This is a genomic window from Pseudomonas sp. 18-147, assembly GCF_051048045.1.
In the GTDB taxonomy this organism is placed as follows: domain Bacteria; phylum Pseudomonadota; class Gammaproteobacteria; order Pseudomonadales; family Pseudomonadaceae; genus Pseudomonas; species Pseudomonas aeruginosa.
This window is the reverse complement of record NZ_CP182296.1, coordinates 6107796-6130111: the sequence shown is the minus strand read 5'-3', so window position 1 is coordinate 6130111 and position 22316 is coordinate 6107796. Positions and strand designations below refer to the sequence as shown.

Below are 22316 nucleotides of genomic sequence, written 5' to 3'. Positions count from 1 at the left end.
GACTTGCTTGAAAGTCCGCGCGCAGAGGCGTGGCGCTATCCACCTTTCGCCCGATGCCGGCAGAGGAGAATGAAGAAGGGCCGCGAAGCGGCCCTGGGGGTGGTGTATCAGCGGTACTCGATGCCCGCCTTGCGCGTGCTGACCCGTGTTCCCGCCTTGCCCTCGGTGATTGCGACGATGTCCGCGAGCGAACCGATCACCGCGTCCTTGCCGGTGGCGCGGGCGAACTCGATGGCGGCCTGGACCTTCGGACCCATGGAGCCGGCGGCGAAGCCGAGGCGCTCCAGTTCGTCCGGGTGGGCCTGGGCGATGGCCTTCTGGGTCGGCTTGCCCCAGTCGACGTAGGCCGCGTCGACGTCGGTGGCGATGATCAGGATGTCGGCCACCAGCTCCTGGGCCAGCAGCGAGGAGCAGAGGTCCTTGTCGATCACCGCCTCGACGCCGCTGAGCTTCTTCCCGGCCTCGTCGTACATGGTCGGGATACCGCCGCCGCCAGCGCAGATGACGATGGTGCCTTTCTCCAGCAGCCACTTCACCGGGCGGATCTCGAAGATCCGCTTCGGCCGCGGGCTGGGCACCACGCGGCGGAACTTGTCGCCGTCCGGGGCGATGCTCCAGCCCTTCTCGGCGGCCAGGCGCTCGGCTTCTTCCCTGGAGTAGACCGGGCCGATCGGCTTGGTCGGGTTCTGGAACGCCGGATCCTTACCGTCCACCTCGACCTGGGTGAGGATGGTGGCGAACGGCACTTCGAACGGCAGCAGGTTGCCCATTTCCTGTTCGATCATGTAGCCGATCATGCCCTCGGTTTCCGCGCCGAGGACGTCCAGCGGGTAGGGCGAGACCTTGTCGTAGGCGGCACCCTGGAGGGCCAGCAGGCCGACCTGGGGGCCGTTGCCGTGGGCGATCACCAGCTCGTTGCCGGGCGCCACCTTGGCGATCTGTTCGGCGGCGATCCGCACGTTTTCCCGCTGGTTGTCCGCGGTCATGGGTTCGCCACGGCGTAGCAGGGCATTACCGCCCAATGCGACGACGATACGCATATAGGTTACCTCCGGAAGGCGGCTGCGCCCGGCCGCGTGGGCCGGGGCGCAGGAGCGCGGTCAGATGTCGGCGAGGGTCGAGACGAGGATCGCCTTGATGGTGTGCATGCGGTTCTCGGCCTGCTCGAAGGCGATGTTGTAGGGCGACTCGAAGACGTCCTCGGTCACCTCGATGCCGTTGGCCAGGTTCGGATACTGCTCGGCGATCTGCTTGCCGACCTTGGTCTCGCTGTTGTGGAACGCCGGCAGGCAGTGCATGAACTTGGCCCGCGGGTTGCCGGTGGCCTTCATGATCTCCATGTTGACCTGGTAGGGCAGCAGTTCCTTGATCCGCTCGCCCCAGGCTTCCACCGGCTCGCCCATCGACACCCAGACGTCGGTGTGGACGAAGTCCACGCCCTTCACGGCTTCCTTCGGATCCTCGGTGAGGGTCAGCTTGGCGCCGCTTTCCTCGGCGAACTTCTTGCACTGGGCGACGAACTCGTCGTGCGGCCAGAGCGCCTTCGGTGCGGCGATGCGTACGTCCATGCCGAGCTTGGCGCCGATCAGCAGCAGGGAGTTGCCCATGTTGTTGCGCGCGTCGCCCAGGTAGGCGTAGCTGATGTCGTGCAGCGGCTTGTCGCTGTGCTCGCGCATGGTCAGCACGTCGGCGAGCATCTGGGTCGGGTGGTATTCGTCGGTCAGGCCGTTGAACACCGGAACGCCGGCGAACTTCGCGAGTTCCTCGACGATTTCCTGCTTGAAGCCGCGGTACTCGATGGCGTCGTACATCCGGCCGAGGACCCGCGCGGTGTCCTTCATGCTCTCCTTGTGGCCGATCTGCGAGGAGTTCGGGTCGATGTAGGTGACGTTGGCGCCCTGGTCGTAGGCGGCCACCTCGAAGGCGCAGCGGGTGCGGGTGGAGGTCTTCTCGAAGATCAGGGCGATGTTCTTGCGTTGCAGGTGCTGCTGCTCGGTGCCGGTGTACTTGGCGCGCTTGAGGTCGCGGGACAGGTCGAGCAGGTAACGCAGCTCGCGGGTGCTGTGGTGCATCAGGCTGAGTAGGTTACGGTTGTGCATGTTGAAAGCCATGATTGATCTCCTTGTGGGAAGTCGGTGGGCGGCGCCCCTCCTGGGGACGCCGCCGTTCAGCTCGAGAGAGGGTTGTCTGTCAGTAGTCGATCGGGTCGCGGACGATCGGGCAGGTCATGCAGTGGCCGCCGCCGCGACCGCGACCCAGTTCGCTGGCGCTGATGGTGATGACCTCGACGCCGGCCTTGCGCAGCAGGGTGTTGGTGTAGGTGTTGCGGTCGTAGCCGACCACCACGCCCGGCTCCAGGCAGACCACGTTGTTACCGTCGTCCCATTGCTCGCGCTCGGCGGCGAAGCTGTTGCCGCCGGTCTCGACCACGCGCAGTTTCTTCAGGCCGAGGGATTCGGCGACCACTTCGAGGAAGGTTTTCTCCTCGCGGCGGATGTTCATGCCGTAGGGGCTGCTCGGATCGGGGCGCAGGCTGAAGGGCACGATTTCCTTGACCACTTCCGGGAAGACCGTGACCAGGTCGCGGTCGCAGAAGCTGAACACGGTGTCCAGGTGCATCGCGGCGCGGGACTTCGGCAGGCCGGCGACGATCACCCGCTCGGCGGCGCCCTTGGCGAACAGCGACTGGGCGACCTGACCGATGGCCTGGCGCGAGGAGCGCTCGCCCATGCCGATCAGGACCACGCCGTTGCCGATCGGCATCACGTCGCCGCCTTCCAGGGTCGAGGAGCCGTGGTCCTTGTCCGGGTCGCCGTACCAGATCTCGAACTCGGCGTTGGCGAACTCGGGGTGGAACTTGTAGATGGCGGTGGTCAGCAGGGTTTCCTGTCGTCGCGCCGGCCAGTACATCGGGTTCAGGGTCACGCCGCCGTAGATCCAGCAAGTGGTGTCGCGGGTGAACTGGGTGTTCGGCAACGGCGGCAGCAGGAAGCTGGAATGGCCCAGGTACTCGCGGTACATCTTGAGGATGTCGGCGCCTTCGCTGGCGGGCAGGTCGTCAGCGGCGACGCCGCCGATCAGGTACTCGGCCAGCTTGCGCGGCTCCAGGCTCTCCAGCCAGGAGCGCAGCTCGCTGGTCAGGCCCAGGCCGACGCTGTCGGCGGTGATCTTGCGATCGAGGATCCACTTCAGCGCTTCCGGGTTCTGGATGGTCTCGGTCAGCAGATTGTGCATCTCGAGGACGTCGATGCCGCGCTCGCGCATCTTGGTGACGAAGTCGAAGTGGTCGCGCTTGGCCTGGTTCACCCAGATCACGTCGTCGAACAGCAACTCGTCGCAGTTGCTCGGGGTCAGGCGCTGGTGGGCGAGTCCGGGCGAGCAGACCATCACTTTGCGCAGTTTGCCGGCTTCGGAGTGGACGCCAAGTTTGGTTTTTTCCGTGCTCATTTCACGTCTCCAGTGGAGTAATCAGAGGGTGAGGAAACCGTCGTAGAGGCCGTAGGCAGCCACCAGGGCGCCAATGACGACTGCGGCGAAGATCAGTTTTTCGATTCCGGTGAAGATCGGCTGGCCGACCTCGTGCTTGGCCTTGGCGAAAAGGATCGCGCCGGGCGCATACAGCAGGGCGGACAGCAGCAGGTACTTCAGGCCCCCGGCGTAGAGCAGCCAGACCGCGTAGGCCACGGCGATGCCGGCGATGACCAGGTCCTTGCTGCGTTCGCGGGCATCGTTCTCGTAGGTCTCGCCCTTCAGGGTCAGCAGCAGGCCATAGGCGGCGGACCAGAAGTACGGGATCAGGATCATCGAGGTGGCCAGGAGCAGCATCTTGGTGTACGGGTCCATGCCGTCCGGGTCGCCCGAGGTGAAGAACACCACCACCAGGAACACCTGTACGCAGATGTTGGTCAGCCACAGGGCGTTGGCCGGCACCTGGTTGGCGTTCTCGCGGCGCAGGAACTCCGGCATGGTGTGGTCCTTGGCGGCGGCGAACATGATCTCGGCGCACAGCAGCACCCAGGAGAGCAGCGCGCCCAGCAGCGAGATCAGCAGGCCGACGCTGATCAGCACGGCGCCCCAGTGGCCGACCACATGCTCGAGTACCAGCGCCATCGACGGGTTCTGCAGCTTGGCCAGTTCCGGCTGGGTCATCACGCCCATGGACAGCACGTTGACCAGCACCAGCAGGAGCAGGACGGTGATGAAGCCGATCACGGTGGCCTTGCCGACGTCGGAACGTTTTTCCGCGCGGGAGGAGAAGATGCTCGCGCCCTCGATGCCGATGAACACCCAGACGGTGACCAGCATCATGTTGCGTACCTGGTTCATCACGCTGCCCAGGTCCGGGTTGCTCTTGCCCCAGATGTCGGCGGTGAAGATGTCCAGCTTGAAGGCGAACAGGCAGATCAGGATGAACAGGAACAGCGGCACGACCTTGGCCACGGTGGTGACGGTGTTGATGAACGCCGCCTCCTTGATCCCGCGCAGCACCAGGAAGTGCAGGGCCCAGAGCAGGACCGAGGCGCAGACGATCGCCGCGACGGTGTCGCCCTTGCCGAAGATCGGGAAGAAGTAGCCGAGGGTGCTGAACAACAGGACGAAGTAGCCGACGTTGCCCAGCCAGGCGCTGATCCAGTAGCCCCAGGCCGAGGAGAAACCCATGTAGTCGCCGAAGCCGGCCTTGGCGTAGGCGTACACGCCGCCGTCGAGTTCGGGCTTGCGGTTGGCGAGGGTCTGGAAGACGAAAGCGAGGGTGAGCATGCCGACGGCGGTGATCGCCCATCCGATCAGGACGGCGCCGACGTCGGCGCTGGCTGCCATGTTTTGCGGAAGGGAGAAGATGCCCCCTCCGATCATCGAGCCGACAACCAGAGCCGTTAGCGCTCCTAGTCGGAGTTTTTGGCTGGATTCTTGGGACATTTTCGGAATCTCCCTATAGGAATTGAGAGTGAAGCCATTAGGCGGCAGCGGCTATTGTTGAATGCTGATCCACGTCAATAGCTTCCTACTCAAAGTAATTAGATGACGCATTCCTGTAAGTTGCGAGTGCCAAAGATAGAAGAGGAATCTAAGACCTGCCCGCAATAGGGCGGTTTTTTCATGTGATAGGGGAAGTCTTGCCATCCGCTACGGGGAAAGCTTGAAATTGCTCGAAATCGGGCTATAAGCCTCGGATCAAGCCGGATTGTTGATGCCGATCAATGAATTTCGCGAGACGGTATTCTGACTTTCAGGTGGGTGGTCGCCGGCTTGTTGACGGTCCGTCGAAAAACCGCCGCGACTTTCCAGGGAAGTGTTGCAGTATTTCGAGAGGAGTATTTTTTATTTATAAGTAAAAATAATTTTCCGCTCTTATCAAAGAACGAAAAAGCACAAGGAAAGAAATGAAGAAGCCCGGCGTTCGCCGGGCTCTTCATTTGGGCTTCAGGGTATGAAGACCGCTGGGGGGACGGGATCGCCGCCCACCCGCCGCGCGTGCTGGCGCACGTCGGCACAGGGGAAGGGGCCGCCATCCGGTTCGTGGCCGAAGGGCGCGGTTCGCTGGGCGAACCGAAAGCCGGTGCCAGGGGCACTGCGAGCGATTGAGCAAGCGGCGTGCCAGCCATCGACAGGTGGCCCGGCCCGTCAACTGCGGGGCACGGGCCTGCGGCATGAGCGGATTTTTGCCGAAGGCCCGAGCGCAGGGCGGGGTTTTCCGCCGTCGTTACCGTTCCGTCAGCTCATCCCCAGCCAGTTCGGCAATGCCAGGGATACCGCCGGGATGTAGGTCACGATGATCAGGAACACCAGCAGGATCATCAGCCACGGCAGCGCTGCGCGGATGGTCGCGCCCAGCGGCATGCCGGTGACCGCCGAGGTGACGAACAGGTTGAGCCCGACCGGCGGCGTGATCAGGCCGATCTCCATGTTCACCACCATGATGATGCCGAGGTGGATCGGATCGATGCCCAGCTCCATGGCGATGGGGAAGAAGATCGGCGCCAGGATCAGGATGATCGCCGAAGGCTCCATGAAGTTGCCGGCGATCAGCAGCACGATGTTCACCACCAGCAGGAACATCCATGGCGAAAGTCCCAGTTCCGTGACCCAGCTGGCGATGCTCTGCGGTATCTGCTCGGTGGTCAGCACGTGGGCGAAGAGCATGGCGTTGGCGATGATGAACATCAGCATGATGGTCAGCTTGCCGGACTCCAGCAGCACCTTCGGGCATTCGCTCAGGCGCATGTCGCGGTAGACGAACAGTGCGACGAAGGCCGAGTACACCGCGGCGACGGCGGCGGCCTCGGTGGGGGTGAAGGCGCCGGAATAGATGCCGCCGAGGATGATCACCATCAGCAGCAGCCCCCACAGCGCCTTGCGCGCGCTGGCCAGCCATTCGCGCAGACTGACCCTTGGCATGGCGGGCAGCTTCTTGACCCGGGCGACGATGTAGATCACCACCATCAGGATCAGTCCCAGCAGCAGCCCCGGAACCACGCCGGCGATGAACAGCTTGCCCACCGAGGTCTCGGTGGCGGCGGCGTAGACCACCATCACGATCGATGGCGGGATGAGGATGCCGAGGGTGCCGGCGTTGCAGACGATCCCAGCGCCGAACGCCTGTGGATAACCCGAGCGGACCATGCCGGCGATGGCGATCGAACCCACTGCCGCCACCGTTGCCGGAGACGAGCCGGATAGCGCGGCGAAGAGCATGCAGGCGAGCACCGCGGCGATCGCCAGGCCGCCACGGATGTGTCCGACGCAGGCGTTGGCGAAGTCGATCAGGCGCCGCGCCACGCCACCGGTGGTCATGAACGCGCCGGAGAGCAGGAAGAACGGGATCGCCAGCAGGGTGTAGTGCTCGGAGGTCTCGAACAGCTTGATCGCCAGCGAGCGTACCGAGTCCGGGCTGAACAGGAGGATCGTCAGTGCGCCGGAGAGACCCAGGGAGACGGCGATCGGCACGCCGATGAACATCAGCAGGAAGAGCAGCAGGAAGAGGAACAGAATGGTCATGCCTTGGGCTCCTCGTGCTCGGTCAGCTTCAGCGCGTCGGCAGCCTCGTCGGCCAGTCCCAGTCCGGTCTGGCGGTTGCGCAGGATGCGCACGAGGATCTCGGCGAAACGGATGAACACCAGGGCGAAGCCGACCGGCACGATCAGGCCGATGTGCCATTGGCGGATGCCGAAGTGGTCGAGGTCCTCGGCGCCGATGCCGGCGATGAACAGGGTCTTCACCCAGTCGTAGCTGGCCACGCAGAGCAGGCCGGCGTAGCCGAGGCAGGCCAGGCAGGCGATCACGCCGAGCACTCGCTGTACCGGTCGCGAGGCCAGCTTCACCAGCACGTCCACACCGAGGTGCCCGGCGGTGCGTACGCCGTAGGCGATGCCGAGGAAGATCAGCCAGGCGAACAGGGCCTTGGTCAGGGCGTTGCTCCAGGTCATCTCCTGGGCCAGGGTGAGGACCCCATCGCCGATGGCGAGCAGCGTCTCGTTGCCGCCCTCCCAGAGATCGGCGAGATCGTAGAGCAGCGTATAGAGGTTATTGAGGACTACATAAACGAAGGTAACCAGCGTCATGGCGGCGAGGAGGAAGGCGATCAGGCCTTCCTCCAGGCGCGCCCAGACGCGCGCGAGCGCGTGCATGGGCTTTCCCTCTTCTTCTTATTGGGCCTGGTTGGCGGCTTCGGCGGCCTTGATCAGGTCGGCGCCGATCTCGCCTTCGAACTTCTTCCACACCGGCTGCATGGCCTTGCGCCATTCGGCCCGCTGTTCGGGAGTGAGTTCGATGATCTCGCTGGTCTTGGCCTCGACGATGCGCTGCTTGTCGCCCTGGTTGAGCGCCTCGGCCTGCTTGTTCACCTCCACGGTGACCTCGTCCATGGTCTTGGCCAGCACGCCGCGCACGTCTTCCGGCAGGCCGTTCCAGAACTTGGTGTTGGTGATCACCATGTAGTCCAGCACGCCGTGGTCGGACTCGGTGATGTACTTCTGCACTTCGTGCATCTTCTGCGAGTAGATGTTCGACCAGGGGTTCTCGGTACCGTTGACCACGCCGGTCTGCAGGCCCTGGTAGACCTCGGCGAAGCTCATCTTGCGCGGGTTGGCGCGCACCGCCTTGAACTGTTCCTCGAGCACCTTGGAGGCCTGCACGCGGAACTTCAGGCCGCGGGCGTCCTTCGGCTCGCGCAGGGGCTTGTTGGCGGACAACTGCTTCATCCCGTTGTGCCAGTAGCCGAGGCCAGTGATGCCCTTGTCCTGCATCGAGGTCAGCAGCTCCTTGCCCTGCGGGCTCTGCTGGAAGCGGTCGACCGCCTGGATGTTGTCGAACAGGAACGGCAGGTCGAAGATCTGCAATTTCTTGGTGTACTGCTCGAACTTGGCCAGCGACGGCGCGATGATCTGCACGTCGCCCAGCAGCAGGGCTTCCATCTCCTTGCCGTCGCCGAACAGCGACGAGTTCGGGTAGACCTCCACCTTGACCTTGCCCGGCAGGCGTTCCTCCACCAGTTTCTTGAACAGCAGCGCGCCCTGGCCCTTGGGCGTGTGCTCGGCGACGACGTGGGAGAACTTGATGACGATCGGGTCGGCTGCCTGGACGATTCCGGCGACGGTCAGGGAAAGTGCGCAGACGAGCGCCTTCGCGGTGTGCTTGAGCATGAGACTTCCTCTTTGTTCTTGTCTGTCTTTTATGAAGAGGACGGGTGTCCTCTCGGCGTGGCCGAACAAGGGAAGTCTAGGCAGCGCAGCGGCAGATGCTGCGTGAATCGGAAAAGCGCCTGGTCTTCTGCTTGTTGGAACGCTCGGGAAGCCGTGAGCAAGCCCTGTGCCAGTCGGGCAAGGGTACGCAGGGGAGATGCTGCGGGCGCGGATGGCGAACGGTTGGCGGTAATCCGCCATTCATTCGCCATCATCTGGCGGATTTTCGCCAGGCGTGTTGAACGGCAGGCCGTGCTTGCGCAGCTTGTCGTGCAGGGTCTTGCGCGGGATACCGAGGGCCTCGGCGACGCTGCGCAGCGAATTGTGCGGGCGTTCCAGTTCGGCAGCGATCAGCGAGCGCTCGAAGGCCTCGACCTTGGCGCTGAGGTTGTGCGGCTCGTCGGCGGCGTCGGGCAGGACTCCGTCGTCCAGGCTCAGGCCGAGACCCAGGGCGAAGCGCTCGGCGGCGTTCTGCAATTCGCGCACGTTGCCCGGCCAGTCGTAGGCCAGCAGCCGCGCCGACTGGCCGGCGTCCAGTTCGCGTGGCGTCAGGCCATGACGCATGGCGCCGGCTTCGGCGAAATGGCGGAACAGCAGCGGGATGTCTTCGCCGCGCTCGCGCAGCGGTGGAATGCGCAGGCTGGCGACGTTGAGGCGGTAATAGAGGTCGGCGCGGAAGCGGCCCTGGTCGGCGGCCTGGCGCAGGTCTTCCTTGGTTGCCGCGATGATGCGGATATCCAGCGGGATCAACTGGTTGGAGCCGAGCCGCTCGACTACCCGTTCCTGCAGCAGGCGCAACAGCTTGACCTGCACGTCCAGGCTCATGCTCTCGATCTCGTCGAGGAACAGGGTGCCGCCATTGGCGTACTCGAACTTGCCGATGCGGCGCTTCTGCGCGCCGGTGAAGGCGCCGGCCTCGTGACCGAACAGTTCGCTTTCCACCACCGATTCGGCGAGGGCGCCGGCGTTGATCGCGACGAACGGTCCGTCGCGTCGGCTCGACAGGTCATGCAGGGCCCGCGCGACCACCTCCTTGCCGGCGCCGGTTTCGCCAAGGACCAGCACGTCGGCCTGGATCGCCGCCAGCGAGCCGACCTGCTCGCGCAGGCGCTGCATGCCGGCCGAGCGTCCGATCAGGCGCCCATGCAGCTCGTGGCGTTCGGCCAGGGCCAGGCGCAGGGTGCGGTTCTCCAGGACCAGCCGGCGCACCTCCAGGGCGCGGCGCACGCTGTCGAGCAGGGCGTCGCTGGGGAAGGGCTTTTCCAGGAAGTCATAGGCGCCGCCGCGCATGGCCTGGACCGCCAGCGGCACGTCGCCGTGGCCGGTGATCAGGATCACCGGCAGGTCGGCGTCCTGTTCGTGCAATTGGCGGAGCAGTTCCATGCCATCGATGCCGGGCATGCGGATGTCGCTGACCACCACCCCGGGCCAGTCCTTGCACTGCGCGGTATCCAACTGGCGCGCGTCGTCCAGGGTCGCGACCTTGAGCCCGGCGAGGTCGAGCGTCTGGCGCAGGGCCTGGCGCAGGTGCGGATCGTCGTCGATCAGCAGGACCTGGGTCTGGGCATCGAATGGCGCGAAGGGACTCATGCGCGGGTTTCCTCCTGGGGCATGGCGGCGACGCCGGGAACTCCCGGCAGCAAGTGCAGGCGCACCACGGCGCCGCCTTCGAGATGGTTGCCCATTTCCAGGCGGCCGCCGAGGGCGCGCAATAGGTTATCGCAGATGGCCAGGCCGAGGCCGAGCCCTTTGGCGGTGGTCTTGGTGGTGAAAAAGGGTTCGTGGGCGTGGGCCAGGGCGTCCTCGGAAAACCCCGGGCCGTTGTCGCGCAGAGTCAGGGTCACGCCGTGCTGGTCCTGGCTGGCGATTACCCACAGGCGCCGCGGCGGAGCTTTCTCGGCGAGCGCGTCGAGGGCATTGGTGAGCAGGTTGCCGAGGATTTGCCGCAAGCGGGTCTCGCCGGCCTGGACCCACAGCGGGGCGTCCGGCACGTCGCGCAGCAGTTCGACGTTCATCGCCCGCCGCCGACTGGCGAGCATCGACAGGGCGTCCTCGATCGCCGGCTGCAGCTGCACGTTCTCCGGCGCCCGGCGCGCACCGCGGGCATAGGCCTTGAGGTGGGCGATGATCGAGGCCATGCGGGTGGTGAGGTCGCTGATCTGCTCGAGATTGCCGCGGGCGTCCTCGGTGCGCTGGTGGTCGAGCAGCACCCGGGCGTTGTCGGCGTAGCTGCGGATCGCCGCCAGCGGCTGGTTGAGTTCGTGGCTGATGCTCGCCGACATGGTGCCGAGGGCCGTGAGCTTGCCGGCCTGGACCACTTCGTCCTGGGCGCGCATCAGCTCGCGCTGGGCCTGCTCGCGTTCGTGGACTTCCTGCTGCAACTGCGCGTTGGCGTTCTCCAGCTCGCGGGTGCGTTCCAGTACGCGCTCTTCCAACTGGCGCTTGGCCTCGGCCTCGAGAGCGATGCGGTCCAGGTAGTGACGGCGGCTGAGGGTCAGCAGGGTAAGCAGCAGGAGCAGGGCGAGCAGGGTCGCGCCGCCGATCAGCAGGACGCTGCGCACCGGCCGTTCGATGAGGGTGCGGGGGGCGTAGATGCTCACCGTCCAGCCGGTTTCCGGTAGCGTCCGGCTCTGGCTGAGCCAGGCGCTCTGTTGCAGGCGCAGGGGCTTCGGGTCCTGCACCGGGTAGGGGATGTTGGCGTGGATCTCGTCGCGCTCCGCCGCGCTCAGCGGCCGACTGGCATGGAAGCGCCAATCCTCGCGGGAGGAGAGGATCACCACGCCGTAGTTGTCTATCACCAGCAGTTGCTCCGGGGAATTGCCCCAGAGCCGTTCGATGTGTTCGAGATCGACCTTCACCACCAGCACGCCGATGATCCGCGAGCCTTCCTTCACCGCACTGGCGAAGTAGTAGCCGCGCTTGATCGAGGTGGTGCCCAGGCCGAAGAAGCGCGCCAGGCGGCCCTGCATGGCCTCGCGATAATAGGGGCGGAAGGCGAAGTTGCGGTGGACGAAACTGTCCGCCTGGGCCCAGTTGGAGGCGACCTGGGTGGTGCCGTCCGGTTGCAGCAGGTAGATCACGTCGGCGCCGGTGCGTCGGCGGATGTCGGCCAGCGCCTCGTTGGCGATCTTCTGCAGCAGCGGGTCGCCAGGTTGTTGCAGGGCCTGGCGCAGCACCGGCAGGCCGCCGAGGATCTGCGGCAGTTCTTCGTAGCGGCGCAGCGTGCCGAGCAGGTTGGCGACGTAGAGGTCGAGCGTCTGGCGGTTCTGCTCGGCCAACTGCTCGCTGTAGTAGCGCTCGGCGAAATATTGCAGGGGCCAGAGCAGCGGCGCGAGAAGCAGGGCGAGGATGACCAGCGAGCGCCAGCGATGGAAATAGGCTTTCAAGACGAACGAACCTGCCGTGGCTGCGAGTATCCGGGGCATCCCGGACGGGATGCCCTAAATTATCACGCCTTGCGCCGAGTCCGGTCGCTCCCTGCCGTTCAGGGGAAGCAGTCGGCGTCGGCGAATGCCTTGCCCTGGCGGTCCTTCTCCGAAAGCAGGGGGGCATCCTGCAGCGGCCAGTCGATCTTCAGCTCGGGATCGTTCCAGACGATGCAGCGTTCGTGTTCCGGCGCCCAGAAGTCGGTGGTCTTGTAGAGGAACTCGGCGTATTCGCTGAGCACCACGAAGCCGTGCGCGAAGCCGGCCGGAATCCACATCTGGCGCTTGTTCTCCGCGCTCAGGCGTTCGCCTACCCACTGGCCGAAGGTCGGCGAGCCGCGACGCAGGTCGACGGCCACGTCGAATACCTCGCCGAGAGTGGCGCGCACCAGTTTTCCCTGGGCTTGCCGGATCTGGTAGTGCAGGCCGCGGAGGACGCCACGGGCGGAACGCGAATGGTTGTCCTGGACGAAGCTGACCGGATGACCGCAGGCCTCCTCGAAGGCGCGCTGGTTGTAGCTTTCGAAGAAGAATCCGCGATCGTCGCCGAACACCCGGGGTTCGAAGAGGATGACGTCGGGGATTGCCAGGCGGGTCGCTTTCATCAGTACACGGTCTCGGTCAGCAGGCGCTTGAGGTATTGGCCGTAGCCGTTCTTGGCCAGCGGCGCGGCGAGTTTTTCCAGTTGCGCGGCGTCGATCCACTTCTGCCGGTAGGCGATCTCTTCCGGGCAGGCCACCTTGAGACCCTGGCGGTTCTCCAGGGTGGCGATGAACTGGCCGGCCTCGAGCAGCGAATCGTGGGTGCCGGTATCCAGCCAGGCGTAGCCGCGGCCCATGATCTCCACGCTGAGCTGGCCGCGCTCCAGATAGGCGCGGTTGACGTCGGTGATCTCCAGCTCGCCGCGCGGCGAAGGCTTCAGGTCCCTGGCGATGTCCACCACCTGCTGGTCGTAGAAATACAGGCCGGTGACCGCGTAGTTCGACTTCGGCTCCAGTGGCTTCTCTTCCAGGCTGATGGCCTTGCCGCCCTGGTCGAACTCGACCACGCCGTAGCGCTCCGGGTCCAGCACGTGGTAGGCGAAGACGCTGGCGCCGGTCTGGCGCTGCGAAGCGCTGCCGAGCAACTCGTGGAAGTCGTGGCCGTAATAGAGGTTGTCGCCCAGGACCAGCGCGCTGAGGTCGTTGCCGATGAACGACTCGCCGATCAGGAAGGCCTGGGCCAGGCCGTCCGGCGACGGTTGCACGGCATATTGCAGGTCCAGGCCCCAGTTCGAACCGTCGCCCAGCAACTGCTGGAAGCGTGGGGTGTCCTGTGGGGTCGAGATGATCAGTATCTCGCGGATGCCCGCCAGCATCAGGGTACTGAGCGGGTAGTAGATCATCGGCTTGTCGTACACCGGCAGCAACTGCTTGGAGATGGCCAGCGTTGCCGGGTGCAGGCGGGTGCCCGAGCCTCCGGCGAGGATGATGCCCTTGCGTTTCATAGTGGTCCCTGCTCGCTCAGTTCCTGGATCATGCGTCCGGCATGGTAGCGCCAGTCTGGCAGTACCAGGCCGAAGACCTGTTGCAGCTTGCGGTTGTCGAGGCGCGAATTGGCCGGACGCTTCGCCGGCACCGGGTAGTCCTCGGTGGCGATCGGCAGGACCCGCTGCGGCGTCGCCTGCAACTCCCAGCCCCGCTCCAGCGCCTGTTCGATGACGAAGCGCGCATAGAGGTGCCAGGACGTCTCGCCGCTGGCGACCAGGTGGTAGGTGCCGCTGGCCCGTGCTGCCAGCTCGGCATCCCAGCGCAGGCGCTGCAGGGCCTGGGCGGTGACGTCGGCGATCAGCTCGGCGCTGGTGGGCGCGCCGAACTGGTCGGCCACGACCTTGAGTTCGTCGCGTTGCCCGGCCAGGCGCAGCATGGTCTTGGCGAAGTTTCCGCCGCGCGCGGCGTAGACCCAGCTGGTGCGGAAGATCAGGTGGCGGCAGCCGCTGGCGCGGATGGCCTGCTCGCCTTCCAGCTTGGTCTGCCCGTAGACGCTCAGCGGGCCGGTCGGCGCGTCCTCGGCGAAAGGCACGCTGCCCGCGCCGTCGAACACGTAGTCGGTGGAGTAATGCACCAGCCAGGCGCCGCAGGCCGCGGCCTCCTCGGCCAGTACCGCGACGGCGCGGGCATTGATCAGGCGGGCGTTGTCGGCATCGCTCTCGGCCTTGTCCACCGCGGTGTAGGCACCGGCGTTGACGATGAACTGCGGCCGCTCGGCGCGAACCAGTCGCGCCAGGCCTTCGGGGTCGGCGAGATCGGCGCGCCGGCGGTCACAGACCAGCAGTTCGCCCAGCGGCGCCAGGGCGCGCTGCAGCTCCCAGCCGACCTGGCCGTTGGCGCCGAGGAGAAGGATCCGGTTCATGCGTACTGCTTACCCACCCACTCGCGGTAGGCACCGCTGGTTACGTTGGCCACCCAGTCCTGGTTGTCCAGGTACCAGCGCACGGTCTTGCGGATGCCGGTCTCGAAGGTTTCCGCCGGCTTCCAGCCCAGCTCGCGCTCCAGGCGCGTGGCATCGATGGCGTAGCGGCGATCATGGCCCGGACGATCCTTGACGAAGGTGATCTGCTCGCGATAGCTGCGGCCGTCGGCGCGCGGCTGCTCTTGGTCGAGGATGGCGCAGAGGGTCTCGACCACGTCGAGGTTGGCCTTTTCGTTCCAGCCGCCGACATTGTAGGTCTCGCCCAGTTGCCCGGCTTCGAGGACCCGGCGGATGGCGCTGCAATGGTCCTTGACGTAGAGCCAGTCGCGGATCTGCTGGCCGTCGCCGTAGATCGGCAGCGGCTTGCCGGCCAGGGCGTTGTGGATCACCAGTGGGATGAGCTTTTCCGGGAAGTGGTAGGGGCCGTAGTTGTTCGAGCAGTTGGTGGTCAGCACCGGCAGCCCGTAGGTGTGGTGATAGGCCCGCACCAGGTGGTCGGAGGCCGCCTTGGACGCCGAGTAGGGACTGTTCGGCTCGTAGCGGTTGTTCTCAGTGAAGGCCGGATCGCTCGGTGCCAGCGAGCCATAGACTTCGTCGGTGGAGACGTGGAGGAAGCGGAATGCCGCCTTCGCTTCCGGCTCCAGCGCGCCCCAGTAGGCGCGCACTTCTTCCAGCAGGCGGAAGGTGCCGACGATGTTGGTCTGGATGAAGTCCTCGGGGCCGTGGATCGAGCGGTCCACATGAGATTCCGCGGCGAAGTTGAGGATCGCCCGCGGCTGGTGCTCGGCGAGCAGGCGGGCTACCAGCTGGCTATCGCCGATATCGCCGGCGACGAAGGTGTGCCGGGCGTCGCCGTCGAGGCTGGCGAGGTTCTGCCGGTTGCCGGCGTAGGTGAGCTTGTCGAGGCTGACCACCGGCTCGTCATGCAGGGCCAGCCAGTCGAGCACGAAATTGGCGCCGATGAAGCCGGCGCTGCCGGTCACGAGAATCGTCATGAGTCATACCTTGTTCAAGCAGTGGTTGTCCGTAGGGCTGCTTCGACACGTCCCGCCAAGGTGTACCAATCGATCGTGAAGACGACGATTAGTACGGGAAAAATGGCGATCCTGCCAACCCCAGATCTGGTAGGTGCATCTGACCCGGCATTCTATGCGAAGTGCCATCATCGGGCGGCAGGTAGGAGGATAAAACAAAAAAGCCCCGCGCGAGGCGGGGCTTTTCGGGGATTCGTGGTGCCGGCACCAGGAGTCGAACCCGGGACCTACTGATTACAAGTCAGTTGCTCTACCAGCTGAGCTATACCGGCGAAGAGGGCGACATTATAGCCAGCCGCCGCCAGGAGTAAACCACTGATTTTCCTGCCCGAATGCCGTTCGTCCTCAGTGCCCGGAGGCGGCCGCGCCGGGCTTGGCGCCGAACGGCGGGCGGGCCAGCCAGATGATCACCAGCAGGGCGAGGAACAGCCAGCCGAGCATGGTGAAGTAGTCGATGGTGGACATCATGTAGGCCTGGCTCTGCACCATCCGGTCGAGCAGCGCCGCGTTCGCCTGGGTGTTGCCGCCGAGCTGGGCGAGGGTTTCGTGGGTGGCCGGGTCGTAGAGGCTGATGTTTTCGCTGAGGTAGGCGTGGTGTTGGGTGGCGCGGCGGTTCCAGATCCAGGTGGTCAGCGAGGCGGCGAAGCTGCCGCCGAGGGTGCGCAGGAAGGTGGCCAGGCCGGAGCCGTCGGCGATCTGGTCGGGGGGCAGGTCGGAGAGCAGGATGCTCAGGATCGGCATGAAGAAGAACGCCACGCCGAGCCCCATGATCAACTGCACGATGGCGATGTGCTGGTAGTCGACCTCGGTGGTGAAGTTGGCGCGCATGAAGCAGGTGATGGCCATCGCCAGGAACGACAGGCCGGCGAGCATGCGCAGGTCGAAATGGTTGGCGTAGCGGCCGACCAGCGGCGAGAGGAACACCGGGAGGATGCCGATTGGCGCGGCGGCCAGCCCGGCCCAGGTGGCGGTGTAGCCCATCTGGGTCTGTAGCCATTGCGGGAGCAGCAGGTTGATGCCGAAGAACGCGGCATAGCCCAGCACCAGCGCCAGGGTGCCGGCGGCGAAGTTGCGGTGGGCGAACAGGCGCAGGTTGACGATCGGATGGCGGTCGGTGAATTCCCAGATGATGAAGAAGGCCAGGGCGATCGCCGCGATCAGCGCGCCGCCGACGATGAAGTTCGACTCGAACCAGTCCAGGTCGTTGCCCTTGTCGAGGACGATCTGCAGGGCGCCGACGCCGATCACCAGGGCGGTCAGGCCGACGTAGTCCATCGGCGCCTTCTTGATCACCACCGGGCGTGCCTTCAGTTGCTGGTAGACGACGAAAGCGGCGAACAGGCCGACCGGCACGTTGATGAAGAAAATCCACGGCCAGCTGTAGTCGTCGGTGATCCAGCCGCCGAGGATCGGCCCGGCGATCGGCGCCACCACCGTGACCATCGCCAGCAGGGCCAGGGCCATGCCGCGCTTCGCCGGTGGGTAGATGGAGATCAGCAGGGTCTGGGTGATCGGATACAGCGGCCCGGCGACGAAGCCCTGCAAGGCGCGGAAGCCGACCAGAGAAGGCATCGACTGGGCGATGCCGCAGAGGAACGAGGCGAGTACGAACAGCAGCGCGGCGGCGATGAACAGGCGCACCTCGCCGACCCGCCGGGCCAGCCAGCCGGTCAGCGGCAGGGCGATGGCGTTGCTCACGGCGAACGAGGTGATCACCCAGGTGCCCTGTTCCGAACTCACCCCGAGGTTACCGGAGATGGTCGGCAGGGCGACGTTGGCGATGGTGGTGTCGAGCACCTGCATGAAAGTCGCCAGGGACAGGCCGATGGTCGCCATCACCAGGCTGGGCGGGGAGAAGCTGCTGCTTTCGCTCATGCTGGCGGGCTCAACGCTGGGCGGTCTTGCCGTGGTCTTCGGCGAGGTTGGCTTCGATCAGGCGTTCGATCAGCTTGTCGGCCGAGGCCAGTTGCTGCTGGTAGACATCGGTGGAGAACAGCGCTTCGCGCGGTGGCTGCTGGGCCAGGGCCGGGCCGCTCTGGTCGTGCAGGTCGACCTTGACGTCCATCGACAGGCCGATGCGCAGCGGATGCTTCTGCAATTCTTGCGGATCGATATGGATGCGCACCGGCACCCGCTGGACGATCTTGATCCAGTTGCCGGTGGCGTTCTGCGCCGGCAGCAGGGAGAACGCGCTGCCGGTTCCCACGCCGAGGCTGTCGACGGTGCCGCTGTAGCGCACGTCGCTGCCGTAGAGGTCGGAGCGGATCTCCACCGGCTGGCCGATACGCATGTGCTTGAGCTGGGTTTCCTTGAAGTTGGCGTCGATCCAGATCTGGTCCAGCGGGACCACGGCCATCAGCGCAGTGCCCGGTTGCACGCGCTGGCCGACCTGTACGCTGCGCTTGGCGACGTAGCCGGTGACCGGCGCGACGATGGTCGAGCGGGCGTCGTCCAGGTAGGCCTGGCGCAGTTGCGCGGCGGCGGCCTTGACGTCCGGATGGGAGGTGATCTGGGTGTCGTCGACCAGCGCGCGATTGGTGTTCAACTGCTGTTCCGAGCTGGTCAGCGAGGCTTTCGCGCTGTCCAGGGCGTCGCGGGCGTGGGCCAGTTCCTCCTGGGAAATGGCGCCGTCGTCGGCGAGGTTCTTGCGCCGCTTGTAGTCGGCCTCGGCCTTGGCCAGCGCGACCTTGCGGGTGGCGACCTCGGCGCGATAGCCGTCGACGTTGCTGAACAGCCCGCGCACCTGGCGCACGGTGTGGGCCAGGTTGGCCTCGGCGCGTTGGAGGGCGATGTCGGCGTCGCTGGGATCGAACCTGACCAGTTCCTGGCCCTTGCGCACCAGGTCGCCGTCGTCGGCGCCGATGCTGACCACGGTGCCGACGATCTGCGGGGTGATCTGTACCACGTTGCCGTTGATGTAGGCGTCGTCGGTGTCCTCGTGCCAGCGGCCGTAGAAGAACTCCCAGGCCACGCTGGCCAGGGTGGCGAGAACGATCACGGCGAGCAGGATCAGCAACCAGCGCTTGCGCTTCGGGTTGCCGGCGGGGGTTTCGCTGTTGGCGGTAGTCATGGTGGGTGCCTCGTTCATTCTGCCGGCGCTTTCGCGGTAGCGAGCGCAGCGGAGCGGGAATCGGGTTGGAAACCGCCGCCCAGGGCCTGGACCAGCTGGACGGAAAGATCGATCTGCTGGCTCTCCAGGCTGGCCAGCTGGCGTTCGGCGACCAGCAGTTGCTGTTGCACGCTGAGGGCGTCGAGGTAGCTGCCGACGCCTTCGCCGTAGCGACGCATGGCCAGGTCGAAGTTGGACCTGGCGATATCGCGGGCCTGGCGCTGGTCGATCACCTGCTGCTCCAGGGAGCGCAACTTGCCGAGGTCGTCGCTGACCTCGCCGAGGGCCTGGACCAGCGTCTTGTTGTACTGGCCGACGGCCAGGTCGTAGTCGGCGTCGCGTTCGGCCAGGTTGGCGCGGCGGCGGCCACCGTCGAAGATCGGCAGGGAGATCGCCGGCGCCACCTGGAAGAAGCGGCTCGGCGCCTGCAACACGTCGCTGGTGTGCAGGGCGGCGAGGCCGGCCATCGCGCCGAGATTGAGGTTGGGATAGAACTCGGTCTTCGCCGAGTCGATGTTGCGGCGCGCCGCCTCGACCCGCCAGCGCGCGGCAACGATGTCGGCGCGGCGGCCGAGCAGTTCCGCCGGGAGCACCGAGGGCAGGCTCAGGCTGGCCGGGTTCAGCGGTTGCGGGCGCTGCAGTTCGAGACCGCGATCGGGCCCCTTGCCCAGCAGCACGGCGAGGGCGATGCGGGCGCTGGCGATGTCCTGCTCGGCGGCGCTGAGCTGCTGGCGGGCGGTGGCCAGCTGGGTCTGCGTCTGTTGCAGCTGGACCTTGCTGTCGAGCCCGGCGCTCATGCGCTTCTGGCTCAGCTCGGTCATGCGCTGCGAGCGCTTCAGTTCTTCCTCGGCGAGATCGCGCACGGTAAAGGCGTGGGCGAGGTCGCTGTAGGCGCGGGCGATGCTCGCCGAGAGGCCGATGCGCGCGGCCTGGCTGTCGATCCGGGCGGCATTGGCCTGGCCGAGGGCGGCTTCCCAGGCGGCGCGCTCGCCGCCCCAGAGGTCGAAGTCGTAGTTGAAGCCGAGCGACAGGTACTTGATCGCCGAATAGCGGCCGCCGAGCGGTGCCGGGGCCACGCTGGTCGGCGCGCGGATGCCGGAGTAGCTGGCCTTGGCGTCCAGCGTCGGCTGGCGCGCGGCATCTTGCGCCTGGGCCGTTGCCGCCGCCTGGCGCGCACGCGCCTCGGCGATCTGCAGGTCGGGGGTGCCTTGCAGGGCTTCGCCGATCAGTTGGTCGAGCTGCCGGTCGCCGAGCCCGGTCCACCAGTCCTGGCGCGGCCAGGCCGCTGGCGAAAGGGCTACGCCGTCCAGGCTCCTGCCCGCCTGGAGGGCGCCTGCCGGTTGCAGTTGGGCGTTCGGTTCCAGGCCTTCGGAAGTGACGCAGCCGGCGGCCAGCAGTATCGCCGAGGCCAGCGCCAATCGCTGCGGCCAGGGATGGAGAAGAGGGAACGGCATGGATCAGGACTCCTGCAGGCTGGCCCTAGGGCAGCCGGCGTGTAGCAGAACCTTGGTCAGCAGATGGGTCAGCGTCTGCAATTCTTCCGTGCTCAGGCAGGCGACCAGCTCGTTCATCGCCGCCGAGGCGATCAGCGGAAGCTGCTCCTGGACCTTCCGTCCCGCTTCGCTGAGATCCAGGCGCAGGCAACGGCGGTCTTCGGGACAGCGGCCGCGCAGCAGCAGCCCTTTTTTCTCCAGGCGCGCCAGCATGCGCGTCATCGAGCCGCTGTCCACCGACAGCTCGCGACACAGTTCGACCGGACTGTTGGCGCGGTTGAGACCGACGAAGATCAGCACCTTGAACTGGGCGGCGGTGATGTCCAGCGCGGCGAGGTGCTTCTCGAGGATGCGGTCCTTGGTCGCGGCACTGACGCCGATGAGCTGGCCAATGGAGCCCTTGAAGGGAAAGTCGGAGGCGCTGTAGTGACCCATGGGGGAGGGGATCGCTGTCTAGGCAGGGAAAGTGTTTCAAAATAATACTGCCTAGGCAGCGATTAACAAGAGCTCAACCGTTGCAATAAAAGAACAATCCGTTCCTTCGAACGTCATGCGATGCCGTTCTGCAACTATTGCCGGTGCTGAAGTCCACTTTCGGATTAACCGGAAAGCCAGGCTTATGCACAAGTGGGCAAGGGATAGGAAGGAAACGCTCTAAGAGTCGCTGTGGTTATTTCGGTTGTTATCAAGATATTGTTTTATATGGATTTTATTTTTTCTGTTCATTTTTTGAACAGCATTGGCTGCCCCTGGATACGGGCCCCTCGGCAGATGTTTCCCAGAACTTGTCACCAGACTTATCCACAGGTTGTGTGGGCAACCATCCGGAACACCCGTATCAGCTGCGCTCCGCAAGGATCAGCAGGTTTCGCGGAGACAGGGAGGTCGGACAGAACTCGCCCAGGCGGACGCTATAGCCCTGTTCGACCAGATACAGGCAGCGGTCCAGCAGCAGCCAGAGTTCCAGCGGGCGGCGGAACAGGGCGCGCACCAGTTCCAGGTTGCGGACCATCGCCAGGCGCTTCCAGCCGGCCGCTTCCAGCGCCTGCCAGTCGCGCGCGGCCGGTTCGGGAAGTCCCTTGAGGGCGGCGAGTTCGCGACAGTAGTCGGCGTATGGACGTTCCAGCCAGGCCACCGGAAGGGAAGGCACGCTGAGGTACTGGTCGATTCCGCGTAGCTCGCGCTGCAGCAGGTCGAAACCCAGGCGCCGGGCCATCGACTGGTCGCGCTGGCGACGGACCCGTTGGCTGGCGGTGACTGTCTCGCTCAGGGGCAGGCGCAGGTCGTCAAGCGATAGCGCGAGCAGCGATCGGCCTGCTGCTTGCGAGAGTGGCTGGTAGAAAGGCCCCGGAATGCGGTTGTAGCAGCATGGCGCCACCGCCAGTTGGCGACAGCCGGCCTGGCTGGCCAGGCGCAGCAGGCGCAGGTGCAGTTCGCCGCAAGCGTGCAGGGCCACTGGCGTATGCCCGGGAAGCAGGCGCTCGGCGCAGTCCGCGGCCAGCACATCCTGGCGGAGGTGGTGGGCGGAGAGCCCCAGGCGGTCGCTCAGGCGCTGTCCGTCGGCGACCAGCGCGGGATCGTGTTCGAGGCAGGTCAGCGGTTGCCCCGCATGGGCCAGCAGGCGGCCCAGATGGCCCTTGCCGGAGCACCAGTCGAGCCAGTGGACGACCGGCCGGGCGAACTGCAGGCGCCCGGCGAACAGGCCGATCTGCTGCCACTTGCGTCCCGGTACGTCGACGTTGAAGCGGTTCGGTGCCTGCGGGCGTTCCGCCAATGGCAGTTCGCCGACCGCGCCCAGCGCCGCGGCTTGGGCGGCGAGCTGCGGATAAGGCGCGGGCGCGGCCAGGCGGGTGGGCTGGTTGTGCTCCGCGTCGGCCTGTTCGAGGCTGCGCCCGCGCAGCCAGGACGCCAGCTCGGTGTGTTCGGCTTCCCACGCCAGGGTCGGTTCGCTGAACGGGCGGGGTCGCCAGAGCCGCTGGTGTTCGAGGAGGAACGCGTCCAGCGCGAGGAAGCGCTGCGACAGGGCGTCGCCAGTGAGGAACGGGAAGGTTTCGGACACGATGCGAGCGGCAGCGGGAAAACGGGGCGGCGATTATAGCCGCCCCGCAGGCATCGGAAAGCGCCCG

18 protein-coding genes and 1 tRNA gene are annotated in these 22316 nt (G+C 65.8%); all 19 read right to left on the bottom strand.

Features of this window, described 5'->3' with window-relative positions; genetic code table 11:
* Positions 1-107: 107 nt before the first annotated feature.
* The 19 genes from arcC to ACM0M4_RS28825 all read right to left on the bottom strand — a co-directional run bounded on the left by arcC (position 108) and on the right by ACM0M4_RS28825 (position 22249).
* Entirely contained in the window at positions 108-1040 is a 933-nt protein-coding gene (arcC, locus tag ACM0M4_RS28915; RefSeq protein ID WP_003100033.1) for a carbamate kinase, read from the bottom strand.
* Between the two features lie 60 nt (positions 1041-1100).
* Positions 1101-2111 carry an ornithine carbamoyltransferase gene (locus ACM0M4_RS28910; RefSeq protein ID WP_003096197.1) on the bottom strand — a complete coding sequence of 337 codons (1011 nt, stop codon included), beginning with the start codon at positions 2109-2111 and terminating at the stop codon, positions 1101-1103.
* A 79-nt stretch (positions 2112-2190) separates the two neighbouring features.
* Positions 2191-3447 (bottom strand): arginine deiminase, encoded by a 1257-nt coding sequence (gene arcA, locus ACM0M4_RS28905; protein ID WP_023108863.1) that lies wholly within the window; start codon positions 3445-3447, stop codon positions 2191-2193.
* Positions 3448-3468: 21 nt separating this feature from the next.
* Positions 3469-4917 carry an arginine-ornithine antiporter gene (arcD, locus tag ACM0M4_RS28900; protein WP_003123669.1) on the bottom strand — a complete coding sequence of 483 codons (1449 nt, stop codon included), beginning with the start codon at positions 4915-4917 and terminating at the stop codon, positions 3469-3471.
* 795 nt (positions 4918-5712) lie between these two features.
* Complete coding sequence (gene dctM / locus ACM0M4_RS28895; protein WP_003105529.1) at positions 5713-6996, bottom strand: C4-dicarboxylate TRAP transporter large permease protein DctM; 1284 nt, start codon at positions 6994-6996, stop codon at positions 5713-5715.
* Positions 6993-7625, bottom strand: coding sequence for a C4-dicarboxylate TRAP transporter small permease protein DctQ (gene dctQ / locus ACM0M4_RS28890; protein WP_003105527.1), 633 nt, complete (start codon positions 7623-7625; stop codon positions 6993-6995). The genes dctM and dctQ overlap by 4 nt, the downstream gene beginning before the upstream one ends.
* An 18-nt stretch (positions 7626-7643) precedes the next feature.
* On the bottom strand, positions 7644-8639 hold the full coding sequence (gene dctP / locus ACM0M4_RS28885; RefSeq protein WP_003105525.1) for a C4-dicarboxylate TRAP substrate-binding protein DctP: 996 nt from the start codon (positions 8637-8639) through the stop codon (positions 7644-7646).
* Positions 8640-8879: 240 nt separating this feature from the next.
* The gene (gene dctD, locus ACM0M4_RS28880; RefSeq protein WP_003096187.1) at positions 8880-10268 is read right to left on the bottom strand and encodes a two-component system response regulator DctD; all 1389 of its coding nucleotides are present in this window, start codon (positions 10266-10268) and stop codon (positions 8880-8882) included.
* Positions 10265-12103, bottom strand: coding sequence for a two-component system sensor histidine kinase DctB (gene dctB, locus ACM0M4_RS28875; protein WP_023436471.1), 1839 nt, complete (start codon positions 12101-12103; stop codon positions 10265-10267). The genes dctD and dctB overlap by 4 nt, the downstream gene beginning before the upstream one ends.
* 59 nt (positions 12104-12162) lie before the next feature.
* Positions 12163-12708: a dTDP-4-dehydrorhamnose 3,5-epimerase gene (gene rfbC, locus ACM0M4_RS28870; RefSeq protein WP_003096184.1), complete on the bottom strand. Its 546-nt coding sequence runs from the start codon at positions 12706-12708 to the stop codon at positions 12163-12165.
* A complete protein-coding gene (gene rfbA / locus ACM0M4_RS28865) occupies positions 12708-13589 on the bottom strand; it encodes a glucose-1-phosphate thymidylyltransferase RfbA (protein WP_003105518.1) in 882 nt (293 codons plus the stop codon). The genes rfbC and rfbA overlap by 1 nt, the downstream gene beginning before the upstream one ends.
* Positions 13586-14494, bottom strand: coding sequence for a dTDP-4-dehydrorhamnose reductase (rfbD, locus tag ACM0M4_RS28860; protein ID WP_003118020.1), 909 nt, complete (start codon positions 14492-14494; stop codon positions 13586-13588). The genes rfbA and rfbD overlap by 4 nt, the downstream gene beginning before the upstream one ends.
* A complete protein-coding gene (gene rfbB, locus ACM0M4_RS28855) occupies positions 14491-15549 on the bottom strand; it encodes a dTDP-glucose 4,6-dehydratase (protein WP_003096179.1) in 1059 nt (352 codons plus the stop codon). Before rfbB ends, rfbD begins: the two co-directional genes overlap by 4 nt.
* Positions 15550-15784: 235 nt before the next feature.
* Positions 15785-15860, bottom strand: a tRNA-Thr gene (locus tag ACM0M4_RS28850).
* Between the two features lie 73 nt (positions 15861-15933).
* The gene (locus ACM0M4_RS28845; protein ID WP_003161208.1) at positions 15934-17463 is read right to left on the bottom strand and encodes a DHA2 family efflux MFS transporter permease subunit; all 1530 of its coding nucleotides are present in this window, start codon (positions 17461-17463) and stop codon (positions 15934-15936) included.
* 10 nt (positions 17464-17473) lie between these two features.
* Complete coding sequence (locus ACM0M4_RS28840) at positions 17474-18658, bottom strand: efflux RND transporter periplasmic adaptor subunit (protein ID WP_003105511.1); 1185 nt, start codon at positions 18656-18658, stop codon at positions 17474-17476.
* Positions 18659-18672: 14 nt separating this feature from the next.
* Positions 18673-20151, bottom strand: coding sequence for an efflux transporter outer membrane subunit (locus ACM0M4_RS28835; RefSeq protein WP_010793674.1), 1479 nt, complete (start codon positions 20149-20151; stop codon positions 18673-18675).
* A 3-nt stretch (positions 20152-20154) separates the two neighbouring features.
* On the bottom strand, positions 20155-20625 hold the full coding sequence (locus ACM0M4_RS28830) for a MarR family winged helix-turn-helix transcriptional regulator (RefSeq protein ID WP_003110596.1): 471 nt from the start codon (positions 20623-20625) through the stop codon (positions 20155-20157).
* A gap of 403 nt (positions 20626-21028) precedes the next feature.
* Positions 21029-22249 (bottom strand): methyltransferase, encoded by a 1221-nt coding sequence (locus ACM0M4_RS28825; RefSeq protein WP_016264063.1) that lies wholly within the window; start codon positions 22247-22249, stop codon positions 21029-21031.
* Between the last annotated feature and the right edge of the window lie 67 nt (positions 22250-22316).

Excerpts from the sequence above, each read along its gene's own strand:
- arcC (WP_003100033.1), bottom strand. The coding sequence starts at position 1,040 with ATGCGTATCGTCGTCGCATTGGGCGGTAATGCCCTGCTACGCCGTGGC.
- ACM0M4_RS28910 (WP_003096197.1), bottom strand. The coding sequence starts at position 2,111 with ATGGCTTTCAACATGCACAACCGTAACCTACTCAGCCTGATGCACCAC.
- arcA (WP_023108863.1), bottom strand. The coding sequence starts at position 3,447 with ATGAGCACGGAAAAAACCAAACTTGGCGTCCACTCCGAAGCCGGCAAA.
- arcD (WP_003123669.1), bottom strand. The coding sequence starts at position 4,917 with ATGTCCCAAGAATCCAGCCAAAAACTCCGACTAGGAGCGCTAACGGCT.
- dctM (WP_003105529.1), bottom strand. The coding sequence starts at position 6,996 with ATGACCATTCTGTTCCTCTTCCTGCTGCTCTTCCTGCTGATGTTCATC.
- dctQ (WP_003105527.1), bottom strand. The coding sequence starts at position 7,625 with ATGCACGCGCTCGCGCGCGTCTGGGCGCGCCTGGAGGAAGGCCTGATC.
- dctP (WP_003105525.1), bottom strand. The coding sequence starts at position 8,639 with ATGCTCAAGCACACCGCGAAGGCGCTCGTCTGCGCACTTTCCCTGACC.
- dctD (WP_003096187.1), bottom strand. The coding sequence starts at position 10,268 with ATGAGTCCCTTCGCGCCATTCGATGCCCAGACCCAGGTCCTGCTGATC.
- dctB (WP_023436471.1), bottom strand. The coding sequence starts at position 12,103 with ATGCCCCGGATACTCGCAGCCACGGCAGGTTCGTTCGTCTTGAAAGCC.
- rfbC (WP_003096184.1), bottom strand. The coding sequence starts at position 12,708 with ATGAAAGCGACCCGCCTGGCAATCCCCGACGTCATCCTCTTCGAACCC.
- rfbA (WP_003105518.1), bottom strand. The coding sequence starts at position 13,589 with ATGAAACGCAAGGGCATCATCCTCGCCGGAGGCTCGGGCACCCGCCTG.
- rfbD (WP_003118020.1), bottom strand. The coding sequence starts at position 14,494 with ATGAACCGGATCCTTCTCCTCGGCGCCAACGGCCAGGTCGGCTGGGAG.
- rfbB (WP_003096179.1), bottom strand. The coding sequence starts at position 15,549 with ATGACGATTCTCGTGACCGGCAGCGCCGGCTTCATCGGCGCCAATTTC.
- ACM0M4_RS28845 (WP_003161208.1), bottom strand. The coding sequence starts at position 17,463 with ATGAGCGAAAGCAGCAGCTTCTCCCCGCCCAGCCTGGTGATGGCGACC.
- ACM0M4_RS28840 (WP_003105511.1), bottom strand. The coding sequence starts at position 18,658 with ATGACTACCGCCAACAGCGAAACCCCCGCCGGCAACCCGAAGCGCAAG.
- ACM0M4_RS28835 (WP_010793674.1), bottom strand. The coding sequence starts at position 20,151 with ATGCCGTTCCCTCTTCTCCATCCCTGGCCGCAGCGATTGGCGCTGGCC.
- ACM0M4_RS28830 (WP_003110596.1), bottom strand. The coding sequence starts at position 20,625 with ATGGGTCACTACAGCGCCTCCGACTTTCCCTTCAAGGGCTCCATTGGC.